General features: G+C 51.0%; 17 protein-coding genes. 1 reads left to right on the top strand and 16 read right to left on the bottom strand.

All coding sequences use genetic code 11. The annotated features are described in order from the left end of the window. Nucleotides 1–20: 20 nt before the first annotated feature. From ACT3T7_RS02015 to ACT3T7_RS01945, 15 genes are all read right to left on the bottom strand, one after another. Entirely contained in the window at nt 21–959 is a 939-nt protein-coding gene (locus ACT3T7_RS02015; protein ID WP_444629902.1) for an ABC transporter substrate-binding protein, read from the bottom strand. A gap of 249 nt (nt 960–1,208) precedes the next feature. Continuing rightward, nucleotides 1,209–1,937 (bottom strand): SDR family oxidoreductase, encoded by a 729-nt coding sequence (locus tag ACT3T7_RS02010; RefSeq protein ID WP_444629901.1) that lies wholly within the window; start codon nt 1,935–1,937, stop codon nt 1,209–1,211. Nucleotides 1,938–2,477: 540 nt separating this feature from the next. After that, a complete protein-coding gene (locus ACT3T7_RS02005; RefSeq protein ID WP_444629900.1) occupies nt 2,478–2,816 on the bottom strand; it encodes a DUF1989 domain-containing protein in 339 nt (112 codons plus the stop codon). A gap of 367 nt (nt 2,817–3,183) precedes the next feature. Continuing rightward, nucleotides 3,184–4,263 (bottom strand): LacI family DNA-binding transcriptional regulator, encoded by a 1,080-nt coding sequence (locus ACT3T7_RS02000; protein ID WP_444629899.1) that lies wholly within the window; start codon nt 4,261–4,263, stop codon nt 3,184–3,186. A 6-nt stretch (nt 4,264–4,269) separates the two neighbouring features. After that, nucleotides 4,270–5,547: a D-tagatose-bisphosphate aldolase, class II, non-catalytic subunit gene (locus ACT3T7_RS01995; RefSeq protein WP_444629898.1), complete on the bottom strand. Its 1,278-nt coding sequence runs from the start codon at nt 5,545–5,547 to the stop codon at nt 4,270–4,272. Further along, a complete protein-coding gene (locus ACT3T7_RS01990) occupies nt 5,544–6,494 on the bottom strand; it encodes a tagatose kinase (RefSeq protein ID WP_444629897.1) in 951 nt (316 codons plus the stop codon). Before ACT3T7_RS01990 ends, ACT3T7_RS01995 begins: the two co-directional genes overlap by 4 nt. A gap of 3 nt (nt 6,495–6,497) precedes the next feature. Further along, a complete protein-coding gene (locus tag ACT3T7_RS01985) occupies nt 6,498–7,472 on the bottom strand; it encodes an ABC transporter permease (protein WP_444629896.1) in 975 nt (324 codons plus the stop codon). Further along, entirely contained in the window at nt 7,469–8,977 is a 1,509-nt protein-coding gene (locus ACT3T7_RS01980) for a sugar ABC transporter ATP-binding protein (protein WP_444629895.1), read from the bottom strand. Before ACT3T7_RS01980 ends, ACT3T7_RS01985 begins: the two co-directional genes overlap by 4 nt. Before the next feature lie 58 nt (nt 8,978–9,035). Next, nucleotides 9,036–9,926, bottom strand: a complete 891-nt coding sequence (locus tag ACT3T7_RS01975) for a substrate-binding domain-containing protein (protein WP_444629894.1) — start codon at nt 9,924–9,926, stop codon at nt 9,036–9,038. A 472-nt stretch (nt 9,927–10,398) separates the two neighbouring features. Further along, complete coding sequence (locus ACT3T7_RS01970; RefSeq protein ID WP_444629893.1) at nt 10,399–11,181, bottom strand: 3-hydroxybutyrate dehydrogenase; 783 nt, start codon at nt 11,179–11,181, stop codon at nt 10,399–10,401. Nucleotides 11,182–11,377: 196 nt separating this feature from the next. Continuing rightward, entirely contained in the window at nt 11,378–12,625 is a 1,248-nt protein-coding gene (locus ACT3T7_RS01965) for an MFS transporter (protein WP_444629892.1), read from the bottom strand. 78 nt (nt 12,626–12,703) lie between these two features. Continuing rightward, nucleotides 12,704–14,299: an antiporter gene (locus ACT3T7_RS01960; protein ID WP_441679325.1), complete on the bottom strand. Its 1,596-nt coding sequence runs from the start codon at nt 14,297–14,299 to the stop codon at nt 12,704–12,706. Between the two features lie 242 nt (nt 14,300–14,541). Further along, complete coding sequence (narL, locus tag ACT3T7_RS01955) at nt 14,542–15,207, bottom strand: two-component system response regulator NarL (protein ID WP_444629891.1); 666 nt, start codon at nt 15,205–15,207, stop codon at nt 14,542–14,544. A 2-nt stretch (nt 15,208–15,209) separates the two neighbouring features. Then, nucleotides 15,210–17,057: a histidine kinase gene (locus ACT3T7_RS01950; protein WP_444629890.1), complete on the bottom strand. Its 1,848-nt coding sequence runs from the start codon at nt 17,055–17,057 to the stop codon at nt 15,210–15,212. A 327-nt stretch (nt 17,058–17,384) separates the two neighbouring features. Next, complete coding sequence (locus ACT3T7_RS01945; protein ID WP_444630012.1) at nt 17,385–17,927, bottom strand: YIP1 family protein; 543 nt, start codon at nt 17,925–17,927, stop codon at nt 17,385–17,387. Between the two features lie 150 nt (nt 17,928–18,077). On the opposite strand from ACT3T7_RS01945, the gene ACT3T7_RS01940 reads away from it, so the two are divergent. Continuing rightward, nucleotides 18,078–18,500 (top strand): MarR family transcriptional regulator, encoded by a 423-nt coding sequence (locus ACT3T7_RS01940; protein ID WP_444629889.1) that lies wholly within the window; start codon nt 18,078–18,080, stop codon nt 18,498–18,500. 37 nt (nt 18,501–18,537) lie between these two features. Here ACT3T7_RS01940 and ACT3T7_RS01935 read toward each other — a convergent pair whose 3' ends face one another. Then, entirely contained in the window at nt 18,538–18,924 is a 387-nt protein-coding gene (locus ACT3T7_RS01935) for a SirB2 family protein (protein WP_444629888.1), read from the bottom strand. Between the last annotated feature and the right edge of the window lie 223 nt (nt 18,925–19,147).

Raw genomic sequence — 19,147 nt, 5'->3', positions numbered from 1 at the left:
GTCATCATCGGTGGGAGGGGTTACCAGCTAAAATCAGCGGCCTTGTCGCGGTCGATCAGTTGTACGTCGATGGGAATTTCCGCGGGCGCAGTTTCTGCACCCCAGTGCTTAGCCAGCGCTAAGCCGAGCCCCACACGCACCATGTCTGCGGGATATTGCGCTGAGGTGGCGATGAACGCGGAATCAGCCTTCTGGATCTCTGTAACTGCCTCGGGATGACCGTCGACGCTGACCAGCTTGATGTCCTTGCCACTGGCCTCAATGGCGATTAGAGCGCCCATCGAGCCGATATCGTTGACGCTGAAGAAACCATTGAGATCAGGGTTTGCCTGGATGATGTTCTCGGTGACCGTCATCGCATGGGTACGCTCCTGACGGCCATTCTGTTTGGTTACTATCTCGATGCCATCGTACTCATTAAGTGCATCGGTGCAGCCTTCGATACGTTGCAGGATCGGCACAACCGGAATGCCATCCAGTAGGGCTACCTGACCTTCACCATCGAGTTGTTGGGCTAGGTATTCGCAGGCTAAGTAGCCGGCGTCATAGTTTTTGGAACCCACGAAACCATCCACTGGGCCCTCTGCCTGGGCATCGATCGCGACCGTGGTAACGCCTGCCTCTTGGGCAGACAATACCGCCGTTTCAACCCCGACGGAGTCGGCGGGGTTGAGTAGCAGAATATCGATGCCTCGCTGGATCATGTCCTCTACGTCGCTGACCTGTTTGGAGACATCGTGGCGCGCATCGGTGACAATGACCTCAGCCCCTAGGCTCTCTGCGGCGGTTTTGAGCGCCTCCTGCATGGTCACAAAGTACTCGTTGTTGAGCTCCTGGAAGGACATGCCGATTGTCAGGGTATGCTCATCGGCTGCTGCGGTTCCTGCTACAAAGACGGCTGCGCAGACAGAGGCAAGAGCCGCCTTGCGAAAATTTGCCGTGTTCTTATTAATTTTCATTGTTAACTCCGTGATTGTTATTGTTTCTCTGAAAGGTTTTCAATGTTGACAAGACTATTAATGTTAACGTCAACAATTCGAAGGCTATGTGTCCTTTAGAGGCTGGTCAACGGTCATTCGACCAATGTCTATTCCTCTAAAAGTTTTACAAGTGGCCAAAGCGTTCATTCAAAACTGTAAGAGGTTGTAAGGTTACTTGATCTCATTAAGCTAAAAAAATACCTTAATAGTTGCTGTATTGAATGCTTTCTACATATCAAAGTTGCTAGGTAAAACAATCATGTCTCGGATGGTTACATTCCGGGGGCGAGTAAGCATGAACATAATCGCATCAGATACATCCGTCGGCTCGATGATACTGCCGGATTCTTTTGCCTTGCGCAGGTTTTCCTCTGGCCAATCGGCAAGCAATGCGCTATTGACAGGGCCGGGAGACACAGAAGCCATGCGAATGCCGTGCTTGTTGACCTGGCGACGAGTAGTCTGGACGAAGCTGTTGATGGCCCACTTGGAGGAGGCGTAGACTGGTTCCCAGGGCACGGGGAAATGCCCTGCAACGGAGCTTGTCACCATAATGTCGCCCGTGCGACGTTCGATCATATAGGGCAAGACGTTATGGACATTTTTCATCACTACATTGACGTTCAAGTTCAGCATTCTGTCGATGGCAGCAGGGGAGGTATCGAGTAAATCGCCGCCGATATAACTACCAGCATTAGCGTGGAGAATATCCAACTGGCCTGCTTTCTCTAGAATTTGTGAGAGGAGAGTGTCGCAGTCCTGAGGGTCGAGCAGGTCAATAACTAAAGGAAGCGCGGCTTCGCCAAGTTCTTCACAGATGGCTTTCAGCGCAGCATCATCTCGATCAATCATAACCACTCTGGCGCCAGCATCAATCATGGCCTTTGCGGTGGCCAGCCCGATACCTGATGCTGCACCAGTAACGGCAGCAACCTTACCAGTAAGTTCATTAGCCATCTTATAATCTCCTATACCTTCAAGTTCCTCGCTCTTGATCCGTCTCAAAAGCACACGTAGATAAAATTGACGGCATGATATGTTGACGTCAACATTTATGAGGCTATGCTTTATTAAAATACGAATCAATGGGAACAAGACCAATGTCTAGGTTCCGATGCTTTTGAGGAGATTTGAGTTCAACGTCTGGCTAGCATTCGATACAGGAGCAGCCGCTGTGCTTTAGCACAGCGGCTGCTCCTGTATCGTTTCTCAAACATATCTCCACGCTGATAAGCAGGTGACACTTTATTTTAATGGCGTGGGCTAACGCCATTTCGGCAACGTCCCTCGGGTAGCTGGTCACTCCCCCAGTCTTACCTACGGTATTATGAACATACAAGCGATGTAGTCATGCCAACTGTGTCTCACCTCTAGGTACACCCAACCTGTAGCCTTATCAATCGCCCTTGCATTTAGTAACTTTGCTGCCTTTTTAAGTATTTGCGGGTCTTTAATTCAAATTGTTTGAAATTAGGGTTCAAAGTTTAAGACAGTCTATTATTTGTTCTTCTTTATCTCGACCCACTTGGTCTCAGGTAGCTGATGGCCATGACGCCCCTTATATAGGGTGCAGGCTGCGGAGACTGCCAGGCGTTCCTTTTCCAGCGAGTAAACCTCCACGCCGAGAGGATGGCATGTCTCTAACGGGTCACGTGCCTCCGGCCCCCATAGATCTACTGATAGGTCGCCGCCAGGGCAGCAAGAGAGTGCACACAGCAGATCAATTTCAGCAAAGAATTCGAGATAGTCGTCCTGGCGTGCTGGATTGGCCTTCATAAAGTACTGGTCATTATCGTTGAGCCCTGTGCATTGGAAGATGTTTAGAACATCGTGCACATCGAATTCGGTCAGCCCCCAAGGTCTACTGCCCGGACTAGGTTAGAATGACAGTGGAAATCGAAGTCCTCCCAGTCAGCAGCCGATTGACTTATGGATCGCAACGGGTTCCCAGCAGCTCGTGAACACGTCCCCCTCGCTGTCTTCCCCATAGTTGGCCAGTGTGTCATCAATGATAGTCGCCATGGGGCGCAAATAGGGAAGGGTGGACCACCTACGCTGCTGCCGTCGGTATTCAGCTAAGCACTGGGCCGGGGCAATTTGGTAGGCTCAGCGTCGTGGATTGCTCACTGTGGTTAGGCAGCGTTTTATCCATTAGTATCCAATTAAGAGAAGGCCATAAAGCACCCATTGTTTCCTAGAATCATTATGCTGATTCTCGAAGAACCAACTGCCCTGGCATAAGGTTTGAGTGTGTGGTAATGCTCGCTTCGCTCTGAAATTCACCAATTCGTTCCATTAACTGCTGCATAGCACCCTGAGCAATACTTGCCACATCCTGGGAGACCGTTGTCAATGGCGGGCAGGCGTAGCGTGCGAAGGGGTGATCGTCGTGGCCAGCAACACGTAGCGTTGCTTCGGGCCGGCGTCCCACGATTATCCCCGCCTCCCAAGCTGCCAGCTGTACGCCGAGGGCAATACGGTCATTGGCGCAAAGAATTGTTGTCGATAGACGGCCTTTACTCAAGAAGGGGGTTGCGACCTCATGGCCGTGGCGCTCGAAATCCCATGTCAAGGCCTTTGGCATTGGCAAGACACGGAGCGGCTCTTTTGCCTTAGCCATGGCGTTTTCGTAGGCGGCTAGACGGGATGCAGCGTTGCGGTTAATCTCCGGCATCCTTAGGAACCAGGGGGGTTCCCCCGAACGGCACAGATAGTCTACGATCAGCCCTATACTCTGAGCATTGTCTGTACCTACAAAGGGAGCATCGGTGTCGGGCGCACTATCGACATAGACGATAGCACTGCGCCGCTCTAGTGATGTGAGTCTGGAGCTTGGCCCGTCGTCACCCATCGGTACAACAATGGCCCCGGCAATGTTCATGGATTCCAGCCGCGCTATAGCATCAGCTTCACGGGTGGCTTGACCGTTGGAAGAGAGCATGAACACGACGTAACCTGCCCGAGAGGCAATATCCTCCACTTGACGCACCAGCTCCATATAGAAAGGATCGGTAGCAGTAGGGACAATGACTCCCAGCACCCGGGTACGGCTGCGCTTTAAATTGGTCGCAAACAAGTTGGGTGTGAAGCCTGAGGATTCAATTGCCGCTTCAATTCGGTGTCGCGTGGATTTACGTACGCTATCCGGTGCATTGAAGTACTTGGATACCGTAGGGCGAGACAAACCGACAAATGTCGAAAATTCCTCCATGGTGCGAATATTCCCGGCAATGCAGGTATCCTGCGTCAATTGCCTTTTGTGTCGGCTGTGTTGGTCATTCACGTCCTTTCATCCTTTGCATGCTAATATATAGTCTTGCATGACGTCTTCGATAGCAGCAAATATCAGTTCGCTGGCACGTGGTGCTACGTCCTTGTTGCGAACCTTCTTGAGTAGTCCTCCAAGGTATTGGCTGATCAATGGCTCGGGAATATCTATTTCATCAAAAAGCTCGAGCAGTGTATGCACGGCCGACTTGGCATTCGCTGCGGGCCAATAGTAGCGAATGCGGTCACTATAAGAGAAGTGGCGTAGCATCGCTTGTTCATCATTAGTGCCTTCGTAGTATTTCTGCCAGTTTGCCGGTTCTGCTTGCATTACGGCTTCCATAGCGTTGCGCAGACTCTGGCGCGTCGAATCCGGGTAAAGCTCATCAGCAATCATGTCGAGGCCGTAAAGTGTCTCACGAAGAGCGAAGGTCAAACCAGGGCCGACCTTAAGAATGGCGAAACCATCCGCGACCAGATTGCTGAGCGCCGAAGGTGGTTGATAGTCTGTGGAGTGAGCCTCAAATACGATTCCAGGCAGTTCGCTGAGGGTTGTGCTCAAATCCCTGGCCTTGACTGGATCATAGATAACGACATTATGATTGCCGAATTCGACGCCCGGCTGTACCACGGCAGCAATAATTCTGCCGAAAGCTTCTGTCAGGCCAGCCTGCTGGAAGGCGCGTTGATGTATTTTAACCGTTTCACGTATAGCGTTTGGGCTAGTTACTTCCAGGTCTTCGATGGCTTCCAGAGCACCGCCTGGGATGGGCACTTCAGTGCCGATGACATAAACCGGAGACTGACTTTGGCCTAGGGCTGCCTGCTCTGCTGCTCCGGCCAAGCGCGCAGCGCGTTCGGCAGTCTTGGCATCGTCCAAGGCAACTGGCTCACCTGCACAGCCCATAGAGCAATCCAAGTGGAGCTTTGTGAAACCAGCTGCGGCGTAGGCTCGGATCATTGATTCAGCTTTATCCATCGCAGCCTCAGCCCCGAGTGCCTTCCATGGGTTGGGGCCCAAGTGATCGCCGCCAAGTATTATTCGGTTGAGAGGAAAGTTCGCGCTAACGGCGATATTTTCAACCAGAGTACGGAAATCTTTAGGTGTCATGCCCGTATAGCCGCCGTCCTGGTTCACCTGATTACATGTAGCCTCTATGAGAAGCGGAAGCCGCGTTGGCAATGTGGCTTTCATGGCTGCTTCGAGCACCAACGGGTGGGCAGAACATACCGAAGGAATACCGGAAGGACCTTCTTGCTTATGCCAGTCGGCAATATGACGAATCATAGGAGCATTCATTTATTGTTCTCCTGTGAGTTTAGCAATGTATCGAGCTGTAGTTTTGTAGTGGTGCCTTCCATTGGGCCAAGGCGAGTTACGGCATAGGCGCCGGCGGCATTGGCATAGCGCAGAGCGATATTGGGAGGCACACCATTGATCCACAATGCTACGAACGTACCGCCGAAACAGTCACCGGCACCGGTCGGGTCAACCTCTTTTACCTGTAGCGGTGCGACATCAGTACGTTTGCCTTTGGCGTAGTAGCTAGCCCCGTTATTACCACGCTTGATGACAACTTCCCCGATACCTTGATTGAGGAGATCATCTACGGCGCCTTGCTCTGTCTTGGCTTGTGAAAACAGAAAAATTTCCTCTCCGGAGGGCAGAAAGAGATCGGTCTGGGTCATCATATATGACAGCTCGTCGCGCAGGCCGGGCATTGTGAGCATCTCAGTACGGAGGTTCGGATCGAAGCTTAGGGTGCCGCCTCGTTCCTTAATACGTTGTACTGCTAACCTTGCCGCACTGGCCATCTCGGGGATGGCCAGTGCGGTGCCCATAATGTGAACATGATCGCAACTGTTGATCAGCGCTTCGCTAGCAGTCGTAGAAGGCATCCGAGCTGCGGCGCTTTGCGGCAAGGTATAGACAAAGCGGCGAGTGCCATCGGGGCGATAGCGTACAAAGGCACACCCGGTGACTTCCCCAACAGCGATCTCAATACCGGTGGTATCGACGCCGTCTGAGCGGAGGCGGTCGATATTCAGGTGGCCGAAGTCGTCGTCGCCAACACGCCCAAGGATGGCGCAAGACTGTCCCATTCGCCCGACTTGATCAATGAAAATGGCCGGTGCGCCAGAGGGATAGGGGCCCGTCAACGACTGTGCTTCATAAAACCCTTCGCCCGTGGTAGTTGCTACGAACTCCACTAGAATCTCGCCGATGGCGAGGATTTTCTTGGTCATAATTTATCCCTTCTGACGCTTGGTACGGACGTCGAGCCAGACGGCCACAATGATGACTAGCCCTTTGACGATAAGCTGGTAGAAATAAGGCACCGAGAGCATGTTCATGCCGTTGTTGAGTGCGCCCATGATTAAGGCGCCTAACAAGGTGCCTACCATGGTGCCGACGCCACCAGCTAGACTCGTACCCCCCAATACGACGGCGGCGATGGCGTCCAACTCGTAGCTCATGCCAGCATTGGTTTGAGCGGAATACAGGCGGGAAGACATCATTATGCCCGCCACTGCGGCCATAAGTCCTGAGATAGTAAAGATAGTGATTTTAAGCCGGTCGACCTTGATACCAGAGTAAATAGCCGCTTCCCGGTTGCCTCCGGTGAGGTAAGTTCGTCGACCGAACGTCGTGTGGGCCAGCAACAAATGATTAACGAGAAACAGTACCAAGACGATCCAGATGATGATGGGTACGCCAACAAAACTCCCGGTGCCAATAGCCGTCCAAGTAGGGTCAGTCAGCATGGCTGGTGCGCCGTTGGTGGGCAGGCTCACCAAACCACGGTAGATACTCATGGTCGCAACGGTTGCAATAAATGCTGGTAACAGCAGTTTCGCTGTCAATACTCCGTTGATTAGCCCCATCATGGCACCTGCCAGCAGCGTGATAGTCACGGCAGGAATGAAGCCCCAGTCGAGTGCAATGATCTGAGCACCCACCATGCCAGCGACGGCTAGCATGGAGCCCACCGAAAGGTCGATATCGCCCAACAGGATGACCCAAGTCATACCAAAGGCGAGGACCGCAATGACGGCGACCTGCTGGAGAATATTCATAACGTTGGCAAACGACAAAAAACGCTCATTGGTTAGCGAGAAAAATAAGCACAGTGCAATGAGTGATAGGAATATGCCACCGTACTGTCGCATTCTGGATTTAATGCGCTGATGGTTGGCCGGAGATAACTTGATTAGGTGCATCATTGGTATTGTCCTGTGGCATGGGCCATAACTCGTTCAGGGGATGCTTCAACAGCAGATATAATGGCGGCCATATGTCCTTCGGACATGATCGCTACGCGATCAGCCATGCCCAGTACTTCCGGCAATTCCGAAGACACCATTACGATGGCTGTACCCTCAGCAGCGAGTTGGCGAATGAGCCTATAGATTTCGAACTTGGCACCGACGTCTACCCCTCGCGTCGGTTCGTCAAGAATCAGCACCCGCGGACGCGTCACCAGCCATTTGGCCAAAACGACTTTTTGCTGGTTGCCACCGGAGAGGGTGCCGACCACAGTGTCGATAGAGTGAGTACGTACGCCTAAGCGCTGGACCTCTTGTATGGCCAAGCGCTGCTCTTCGCCAGCCTGAAGCATACCGCCTGTAGAAATGTGTGACAGAGCCGCCATGGTAATGTTGGCTCGCACTGTCTGGTTGAGCACGAGTCCTTCCTCCTTGCGGTTCTCGGTAACAAACCCTATGCCTCGTGCGATTGCGTCGGTAGCGCCAGTCAACTGAACGCTCTCTCCGGCAAGAAGGATCTGCCCGGATGCTCTACGGATACCGAACAGGACATTCATGAGCTCAGAGCGTCCAGAGCCAATCAACCCGAAGAAGCCAAGAATTTCTCCAGCCCTGACGTCAAAAGATATATCGTTGAATTCTCCGGTCCGCGTTAGTGCTTCCACAGAGAGCATTGCTGGGCCGTCGACTTTTGGAACGGCCAGACAGGGAGGATACATATCCTCCAAGCGGCGACCTACCATCAGAGAAATCAGTTCGGAGATTGTTGTCTCACTCTTTTCCAGAGTCGCGACATACTCACCGTCTCGTATGACGGTGATGTCATCTGAAAGACGCATAATTTCTTCCATGCGGTGAGATATATAAATGACGGCCTTGTTGCGTTTTGTAAGCCGGTCAATTATACGAAACAGGATCTCTGCTTCTGAGTCACTCAATGATGAGGTCGGCTCATCTAGTATTACAACGTCTGCGTCGTGACTAAGGCCTTTGGCGATCTCCACGAGTTGTCGCTGAGCCATGGAAAGATCGCCCACACGAGCATGAATGTTGATGGGCAAGCCCAGCTCATCGACTAGTGTTTGAGCCTTGGCAATTAGCTTGGCATCTGAAATCCAGCCCAATCGAGAAGGTTCTCGGGTGGCAAGAATGTTCTCCGCCACGCTTAGATTGTTGCATAGGCTTAACTCCTGAAATACGATGGCAAGCCCGCTGCGTGCTGCTTCCTGTGGAGAGGCAGGCGCATAAGGTTCGCCTCGCAAACGCATCTCACCAGCGCTCGGGGAGTGAACGCCAGCAAGAATTTTCATCAGTGTAGATTTTCCCGCACCGTTCTCTCCCAGTAGCGTGTGGACCCGTCCGCGCTTAACATTAAGATCCATATGTTTTAGTGCGATAACGGGGCCGAAATGCTTAGCAACGTGGCTCAAGCTGAGTACCGGCGGTTGTTGGGATTCAGTCATGGCACACCTTCAAGATCGGTAGGAAAAGCGGCGACTAGCACCGCTGTACAAGCCGTGATCACTTAGCGGTGTAAACACCAGGTACGATAGGCTGTTCTGCCGGAACTTCTTCGCCGTTAATAATCTTGATCGCTGTCTGTATTGCCAAACGGCCGATTTCTTCCGGATACTGCTGGATCACACCGACCATTACTGGGTTACTGTCGACTGCATCTCGCGCTTCTTGCATGCCATCAAAGCCGATAACCTTGACCTGATCCTGCAGACTTGCGGCTTGCACAGCAACGCTGGCAGCCAGAGCAGCATCATCACCGAAGCCGAAGATACCAGTGGTATCAGGGTTGGCTTGAAGTATATTCTGAGTAGCAGAGAGTGCCTCGGCACGTGTAATGCCTGTTTGCTGGGCAACGACCTCGATATCGGGATAGGCTTCTAATCCATCCTTAAAGCCGTCGATACGAGCAACGACAGACTGCACGGTGGGGTAGTCAATAATCGCTACCTGTCCCTGTCCATTAAGTACCTCGCCCATCAACTCGGCGGCTCGCTGACCGCCAGAAAAATTGTCGGTGCCAATATAGGAAGCGACCTCTACGCCCTTGGCGGGAATATCCACGGTGATGACATTAATGCCGGCTTCTTGGGCTTTCATGATCGCCGGTAGAACGCCTTGACTATCAACAGGTGAGATAATCAGTATATCAATATCTTTGACGATAAAGTCCTCGACATCAGCGAGCTGCTTGCTCAGATCCTGGTTGGCGATGGAAACTTCCAGAGGCATATCACTGGCCGTCGCTTCTTCCTGCATGGCCTCCGCCAGCTGGATATAGAACGGATGTTGTTGAGTCAACAGTGATGCGCCGATTCCCCCGGCCCAGCTACTTGAAGTCATCAATGCAAATGCGGTGACGCCGAAGGTTGATAGCGTATTACGAATGATACTCATGGAGGCTTCTCCTTTGTAGGGCTGTCGAGGCACGAGGGAGGCAAGGAATAGCTTGGCGTATATAAGCACTACAATGCTTCTCGTGAATAGAAAAATATATACACGTGTAAAGAATAGCCATGCGACTTTGGTCGCGCGGGTCTTGGATGAGTTGATACAGAGCAGATCAAGAAGTGTGGATATATCCAGAATGTGTCTATCTATGGGGTGCCATAGGAGTGCACGTGGCAATCATTTTAGGTTTGTTTTCAGTAATAAGTGCAGCGCCTGCGGTTAGTAGTGTTCTTGGGTATTCACCCAAGAACACCTTGGCTGCGGTTAGGTATGTTAGGGAAGGTACGTGCTTCTAATGCTTTATCTGACCACGTTGCTCACTGCTTAGCGTCCGACCTAAAAGTCTGATGGACTAACGGCCAAGAAGACATAATCTTTGCGGTGTTAAACCATCAGGTCGCTTTCAGCAGACTAGCAGTTACTGCATAAACCAGCCGTGGCTTACTACCAACGACTGACCGGTCATCACATTGCTCTCGGCACCCGCAAAGAACAGCACGGCATCGGTCACATCGTCAGTGGTAGTGAATTGCCCATCCACGGTGTCTTTAAGCATGACGTTCTTGATCACTTCCTCTTCAGTGATACCCAGCTCTTTTGCTTGCTCAGGGATCTGTTTGTCTACCAATGGTGTGCGCACAAAACCTGGGCATACTACGTTGGAGGTCACGTTGTACTCTGCTCCTTCCTTGGCCAGCACCTTGCTAAGGCCGATCAGGCCATGCTTGGCGGTGACATAGGGCGCCTTGAGCTTAGAGGCCTCTTTAGAGTGGACCGAGCCCATGTAAATTACACGGCCATAATTGGCGGCGTACATGTGCTTTAAGCAGGCTCGCGTAGTAAGGAATGCGCCGTCAAGATGGATGGACAGCAGCTTTTTCCAGTCTTCAAACGGAAAGTCGACCAGCGGATGTACGGTCTGGATACCTGCGTTACTGACCAAGACGTCAATCTTGCCGTACTTGGCAATGACCTCATTCACCGCCTTTTCGACTTGCGCTTCGTCGGTGACGTTCATTGCCACCGCAAACGCATCGGCGCCAGACGTCTTGATCTCTTCGGCAGTAGCCTTGGCGGCATCCAGGTTGAGGTCAGCGATGATAGGAGTACCACCCTCAGCAGCAAAACGAATGGCAATTTCCTTGCCGATTCCGCTGGCAGACCCAGTAATAAGACCAATTCTGTTGTCAAAACGCGCCATGGTATACTCCTTTTAAGTGTTGGAAGTGCCATCAAGATAATCAAAAACAACCTGACCCAAGCCAAGAACCGGCAGATAAGCAGCATATAATCTCGCTGATCACTGTGGTAGACAACACTCCATCATCGCAAATTACTAAAGGCCGCTACTTCAAACGGTAAGCAACGGCTTTCAGAAGAGAGGAAGTATGATTTGCTTAATCTTCCGTTTCTTTTGTAAACGTTTTGACACGTCTTTCTGTCCACCACATCCAGATAAGCGAAATAAGCGTTACCGCGAAGCACAGCATCCATACAGTGGTGGCGATGCCTGTCAGGTCGACGAGAGCGCCAAACATGATAGGCAGTAGAAAACCTCCCAGGCCGCCTGCAAGGCCGACAATGCCGGACACCAAACCAAGGTTTTCCTGGTAGTCATTGGCAAGATACTTAAAGACGGAGGCTTTACCAATTCCCCACGCAATGCCCACTACAAATAGTGCGGTAGTGAAAAGCCACACGGGAATGCCAAACCCAAACTCCACGCGAGCCCCATTGGCAGCGCCTTGAACGCTATAGTAGGTCTCTGGATAGGACATGATAAAGAGCGCAATTAAACTCGCCCATAAGCATGTCCAGGTTACGGTGTGGGCGCCGAAACGGTCCGATAACCAACCGCCGAATGCGCGAATAATGCCGGAAGGCAAGACGAAAATAGTGGCAATCACGGCAGCTAATTGAATGCCAAAGCCATATTCATTCATGTAGTAACGGGTAAGCCATAGCGAGACGCCGACATAGCCGCCGAACACTACCGAGTAGTATTGACAATACTTCCAGACTTTTGGGTCGTTGATAACGTTGAGCTGCTCACGCAAGGAGCTACGTTGTGTATTGCGATGGCTCGGGTCAGTAAACGAGAAGAACCAAAAGAAAGCGGCAGTTGCGAGCATGATAATCGCATACAGATTGGGTACTGCTTGCCAGCCAAGCATAACAATAACGGTAGGGGCTATGTATTTGGTAACAGCGGCACCCGCATTGCCCGCCCCAAATACCCCCATTGCCAAGCCTTGGCGATCTTTTTCAAACCACTTTGCCGTATAAGTGATACCAACCGAAAAAGCTCCCCCGGATAGGCCGATAAAAGCGCCTAGTATTAATAACTGCCAATAAGCGGTGGCGAACTGCACCAGCCAGATAGCGGGCACAATAACCAAAAGCACAATAAAGAAAACCGGACGCCCGCCGTAACGGTCTGTCATGGAGCCCAAGGGCAAGCGGGCGAGAGCACCGGTAAGAATGGGAATGGCCGTTAAAATGCCAAACTGCGTTCCGTTAAGTGCTAATTCCTCGGCAATAGGAACGCCAATTTCACCAAACATGGTCCAGACCATAAAGCACATGGTGAACGCAAAGGTGTTGGCAATGAGTACCGCATTCTGCTTAAAACGATGGGTAGCCATGGCGCCCCCTGAGTTTTCGCGTCAATAGGATAGATAGCATTGATATCCAGGTTCCCAATTTAATAAGGCATCAAATCACTATGGATTCCGCACATAGGCATTTTTGCGCAGGTAGAACCACCAGTTGATCAGTAGGCAAACCAGGTAAAAAACGGCAAAACCATACATGGCTACTTCAGGCGAGCCTGCACGAATTTGATCCCCCAGCACAACGGGAGCAATAAACGAGCCGTAACCAGCAATAGCCGCTGTCCAACCCAGTACCGGACCCTTTTTCTGCGCGTCAAAAATAAAGCCAATACTGCGAAATGTAGAGCCGTTGCCGATGCCGCTGGCGGTGAAGAGCACCATAAACAGCAGCATGAATAACCAGAAGTATTGGTTAGGATCGGTGGCGTTGTACGCCAGCATCATGACGTAACCTGCCCCGGCTGATGCAAAGACCATTACCACCGTGATGATTTGTGTGACCAGTGAGCCACCGAATTTATCGGCTACCCAGCCACCGATAGGGCGTACTAGCGCACCTATAAAAGGGCCTATCCATGACCACGTAAGCGCGCTGGGCGCATCCGGGTTGGCGATTCGATTAATGCTTCCATCGGCCGCTATTTCGGCCATATTGCCGAATATAATCGTGATGGAAAGGGGAAGAGCCGCTGAAAAGCCAATAAATGAGCCAAAGGTGACGATGTAAAGTAGCGTCATTGCCCACGTGTGTTTATCACGGAAAATCGTAAACTGTTTTTGGATATTAGGTTTGATTTGTTCGCCAGGTATAAGGCGCAGCATGATCAGAGTGACAATGACGGTGCAGGGCAGAGCTAGCCACATATTTAGCCAAGACAGTGCCACAAGGCCAAGGAACGTCGCAATAATACCTACACCATAAAGCCCCAGTATTTTGCCAAATGCCTGTAGCGGGGTGCCTGGGTCGGGGCTAATAGGGCGCAAGTTGTTCATGCCAAACCAGCCAGCAAAGGCCAAAGGGATGAGAAAGAGCACCCAGATAAACGCCGCATTCTGTATCCAGGTAAGGGTGCCCGCCTCAATGCGGCCAATCAAGGTTCCGCTTGTGTTTTGAAGCTCCATGGGGCCGCCCGCAAGAACACCAAACAGGCCGACAGTCATCACCAGGGGAACAAGGATTTGCATGGTGGTGACACCAAAATTGCCAAGCCCTGCGTTCATTCCCAGTGCGTAGCCTTGCTGTTTTTTGGGATAGAAGCTCGAAATATTACTCATGGAACAGGCAAAGTTTCCTCCGCCAATACCTGATAACAGGGCCAGTGCCTGAAAAATCCAGAAAGGCGTGTTCGGATTCATAAGCGCGAACCCAGTGCCTGCTGCGGGTATGATCAGCAATGCTGTGGTGAGAAAAACCGTATTACGTCCCCCCGCTAAACTAAGCATAAATGCCGCAGGAATACGTAATGTTGCGCCCGCCAGCCCCGCAGTAGCGGTAAGGGTAAAGAGCTGGTCAGTAGTGAAAGGAAAGCCCAGGTTTTGCATCTGGGTGGCGATCATGCCCCACATCATCCATACCGCAAAGCCTACCAGAAGGCTCGGAATAGAAATCCATAAATTGCGGTTTGCAATGTGCTTTCCTTCGTTTTCCCAGAAGCCGGAGTCTTCGACATCCCAGCGTTCAATGTCAGCATTTTTTCTGGCCATCATGTACCCCCTTGTAGAAAAGTGCCGCATAGCACTGCTTATACGAAAGATACGCGCTAGCAAGCAGAGGGGGAATGAGGCAGGTCAATGGATGGGAACTCTCAAGTACCTCTTACGAGGTATGTATGCTGAGTATCTAATGTACTGTTTTTAAAAGTTTTAATGATGCGTTTGGTGGTGTAATAAATGGCAATAAGTGGAAGTTGGATTTTAAGGGGTATCCACTCATGGCAGGCTTTCAGCTACTTATTGAGGCCTTCTTGTACGGCCCAAACAGCCGCTTCAACGCGCGAGCGCAGGCTTAGCTTTTTGAGCAGGTGCTTAACATGTACCTTGACGGTGCCTTCGGTAATATCAAGCTTGCGGGCAATGAGCTTGTTCGACATGCCTGCGGCTAATTCGGCAAGAATCTCTTTTTCGCGCTGAGTAAGCGCATTAATAGACGGTTTCGTAGGGAGTGAACGCTGGTTGCGCAATGCTTGGGCAAGTAGCGCTGTTAAATTTTCGCTAATGGCCATGCGGCCTTTGGCCGCCTGGCGCAGTTGATGAATCATATCCTCTGGCTCCATGTCCTTTAACAAGTAGCCATCGGCCCCATCACGTAGCGCATCGACCACGTCGTCTTCCTGATCTGACACGGTATACATAATGACGCGGCCTGCATAACCTTCTTCGCGCAAATGTTTAAGTGTTTCCAGGCCATCCATCTCGGGCATATTGAGATCCAGCAGTACCATGTCTGGATCAAGCGTAATGGCTTGATGGATGCCTTCACGGGGGCTTCCTGTTTCAAATACCAATGCCAGATCATCTTCCATTTCCAGTAATTGACGTACGCCTCGTCGTAGCAATGGATGATCATCAATTACGATAAGTGTGGCGGGCTCGTCGTAAATTTCGCTAGCCATATTCAAGTACTTCCTTCCTTGATAAGACGTTCGGTCAACGGGGTAAAGCACAGATAAACGCCTGTGCCTCCTTCCGGTCGATTATTGAAATGGAGGTCGGCATTAATGTTATTGGCTCGATCACGCATGATCACTAGCCCGTAGTGCATGGGGGGGGACTGATCATCCTGTAGGCCTATACCGTCATCTTCAATCGCCAAGTGCAGTGTTGCCTGATCAAATACCAGGCTAACGTGTGCCCAGTGAGCTTTGGCATGCTTATGTGTATTGGCGAGTGCTTCACGCGTGATTTGCAGCAGGTGTATTTCTTCACTTGCGCTAAGTAAGTGAGGCGGCAGGCGGTAGGTTAGCTCGACCGGGAACCCAAGCCGCTGGCTAAATTCTTTGATGGTTTGCTGAAGGGCGGGTTGAAGGCCTGGCGTATCCAAACTAAGCCGGAACGTGCTTAATAGCTCACGGAGCTGGCGATAGGCGCTATTCAGCCCTTCACGTAAATCGCTGGTCACGCCACGTTGTTGCTCGGCGGAAAATTGCTTCGCCTGCATACGTTCCAAGCGGGTTACCTGCATCTTTAAATAAGACAGCGACTGGGCGAGTGAATCGTGAAGCTCACGGGCAATAATCGTGCGCTCGTTGACAAGAGAAAGCTGTTGCTCTTCTTCAATACGCTTCTGTAAAAAGATAGCTGTGGCCAGGTTGTCGGTAAGCGTATTGAGTAGCTGCTGCTTCGATGCGGTGATGGGCGCAGAGTAGCCCACGGTCAGGGAGCCAAGAATCTCCTCGCCAACCGCAACGGGCAGCACGATCGCTTCGGCATTGCGAGCAACTGCATTGCCTCGTTGCGGCTCCAGGCAGGCAAGGCAGTTTAAGTCTCGACAATAGAGAGGCCGCTCGGATGAGTGGGTTGCCAAAATTGCCATATCAGTATCGTCATGCTCGCTGCGCAGCGAAAGCACGATAGGGCCGATGTCCAGTAAGTCTTCAAGCTCGCGTAAGATAGGTGCCGTGCTGGCGCAAAGGTCATTGCCGCCCCCATAAAGCGTACGGCTCCCATTGTGAATGATCTGGAGGGCGCGATTGTGGCGTTTAAGCTCTGCCTGCTTGCGAGATACACGCGCTTCCAACGCCTGGTAACGCGTATCCAGCCTCGCTGCCATCTGATCAAAAGCGCGCCCAAGCTGGCCTAGCTCATCGTGGCTGGAAAAATTAGAGCGATATTGGAAGTTGCCATGGCCCGCTTCTCGGCTCAGGACTCTAAGCTGGCGGAGTGGCGTCACCAGATTATGCCGAATATCGTAGAGCGCAATGAAAAGCAGCACACCAATCAAAAGGAAAAAAAGCAGCTGTAGAGAACCCAGTAAATGCATCTTGGATTTAGTGCTGCTTTCAAGTGTCGAGACATACTGGTCAATATGATGAATGAGATTATTCAGCGCTACTCTGGCTTGTGCTACATCATTGCTACTACCATGAATAGCATCATCAAGCAGGGGGATTAAGGTGTTATGCCACAGCGCTTTTAGCCCAGCAAGCTGCTCTTGAAGCACCTCATCATGGGTGTAGTGATACCCAACGGCGAGCGCTGGGCCTTCCAGTTTCGCGGTAAGCTGATCAGTCAGTCGGTTAACGTTTTGTTGAGACCCGTTTTGCGCTTGGGTCAATGGGCCCAAGGTTTCAGAAAGCTGAGCACTGTTCAAGCGTAATGAGCCCGCGATATTAATCGCCGCTGCATCGCCTTGGCTATTTTGGGCAACCATCATGGTGAAGCCGATACTGAGAACGGTCATCCCCGTGATGGCCAAGAGGTAAGCAGTAATACGAGCTACAAGAGAGTGGCGTAAGAGATTCATGCGACTCCCATGGATTTAAAAAGAAGGGGTCTTAAAAAGATAAGTAAAAGCTGCTGAAGCCGACGGTGTGGCTAACGATAAATGACTATATTACTTATCGAAAGATATGAGAAGCAGATACACCGTATCTTGGTGAATCATGTAATCTTCTTTGTCTCTCGTCAATATAATGGTTGGTTAAGAGGCCTATCACGTAAAACTTAAAAAAGTGAGGCCGTGTGGTTTTTTTTTAGAATTCGAGTATTTCTGATGAGCGTTATTTTTAGTGCTCACAAGCGACGTCTTCGCACATTGAAAATGCGCTAGAACTATGGCGTTCAACGGTGTTTAGTAAGCCCAAACAACCGCGAGCAAAACACCCCATCCAAGAATACCGGCTGACATAATAGTGTAAGTGGCTGATATAGTGGCAACATCCAGCTCGTTACGAGTGCAGAGCGCTTGCAAGCCGTGATAAATCAGACTGCATGAAACGCCTAGAGCCGCCAATCCGACGATTATATTGAAAAATAACGAGGGCACCCATAGCGCAAGGGATGAAATCCATAAGGGAAGAGGAGCGAGTGTGGCAAGCAAATAGGCATTTTTATAGCTAATTGAAAGTTGCTCGACACCATTGACGACTGCGTGAATAACCCAGCCCATTATAAAAAAAGTCAGTAGCTCGGCCAAAAAAAGAATCGTCGTAATAAACCGCCACTCCCTTTCAGCAAAACCGGTCATAAAGGTATCGCCATAATGCGTTCCTGCATAATAGAGCATTAAAGGGGGCAGTAACGACATCGGAAGAACCACACACCACGCTAACGTCGGAATGGAAGGCGAGTTCGCTTTAAGCGCTTGCCAACCAGCGCGATGACTAAAGGGCATTTTGAAAAATGTAAGTACATTCATCTCAACTACCTCTTGGTGTCTTAAAATTAAACGGCTATATATCATATGATGATATTTTATTTTTAGAGGACGTCTTCGGTATTGTCAAGCGGGGGGAAGTCGTCACGAGCACGTTAAGGAGCATCCATGGCAAAAAAAACAGCAGTGCAAAAAGACGAGCTTGATAAGGAAGATTTCGAGCGTCTATCCCAGTTTCGCTATCAGTTACGCTGTTTTTTACGTCGCAGCGAAGATATCTGCCGCAAGCATGGGCTCACCGCGTTGCAATACCAGCTGTTGCTGCACTTACGCGGCTTTGCTGAGCGTGATTGGGCAACGGTAGGTGAGCTTGCCGAGCGGCTGCAAGCCAAGCATCACGGCACTGTGGCATTGATCGATCGCTGTGAGCAGCTATCACTCGTTGAGCGCCGTCAAGGACGTGAAGACCGCCGCCAAATAGAGGTGCACTTGTTGGAGGAGGGAATCGAACGCGTCACCCGAATTGCTGAAGCGCATCAGCCAGACCTCTACCAACTTCATGCCGGTATGTTATTCCCGCCTGGTGAGTAATGCGCGTTAATGGCGTCACTTTTTATAGGTAGCGTCATCAGCTTAGCCATGAAAGCGGAGTCCGATGCATCGCAACGCCCAGTATATAGATAAATATAAGCACCGCTGCCACGGCGGCACCGGCCCGAATGGCTGGCGTTTTACCGCGTTTAATCGCCATTGTGCCGAGCAGTATATAAACAATCAGCGCGGTGATTTTGGCGCTGAGCCATGGCGGAAGTGGCCAGAAGCTCAGCATGATGGCCAATAGCACGCCGAAGGTCAGAAGCGCCGTATCGATGATATGAGGGAGTATCTTGACCCAGCGCGCCTTAAGAATCGGTCGCTCAGTCACTGACCAATAAGCACGTACTATAAAGAAGACGAGGCTCGCATAGGCGGCCGTCATATGAAGATGCTTAACCGCAAAATAGTGCTCAATCATACATTTATCTCTGGATTAAAACAGCTTCTTGTGAACAAAAAACACCTGTTTCGCTGGGGGATTATACGAAGTTTCATCGCTATCTTGTCTGATTTACTGCCATGAATGAAACGTCGTCGCCTGTGGCCTTTAGCCGCGTATCCCTTAAGAGGTAGGGTGGGGTTATATGGAGGTAACCTGGCAGATATTGCCGTTTTAATCGCTCAGAATCGATTTCCAAGAC

Source organism: Halomonas sp. 111 (assembly GCF_052379685.1).
Lineage (GTDB): Bacteria > Pseudomonadota > Gammaproteobacteria > Pseudomonadales > Halomonadaceae > Vreelandella > Vreelandella citrativorans.
This window is presented reverse-complemented; position numbering and strand designations above follow the sequence as displayed.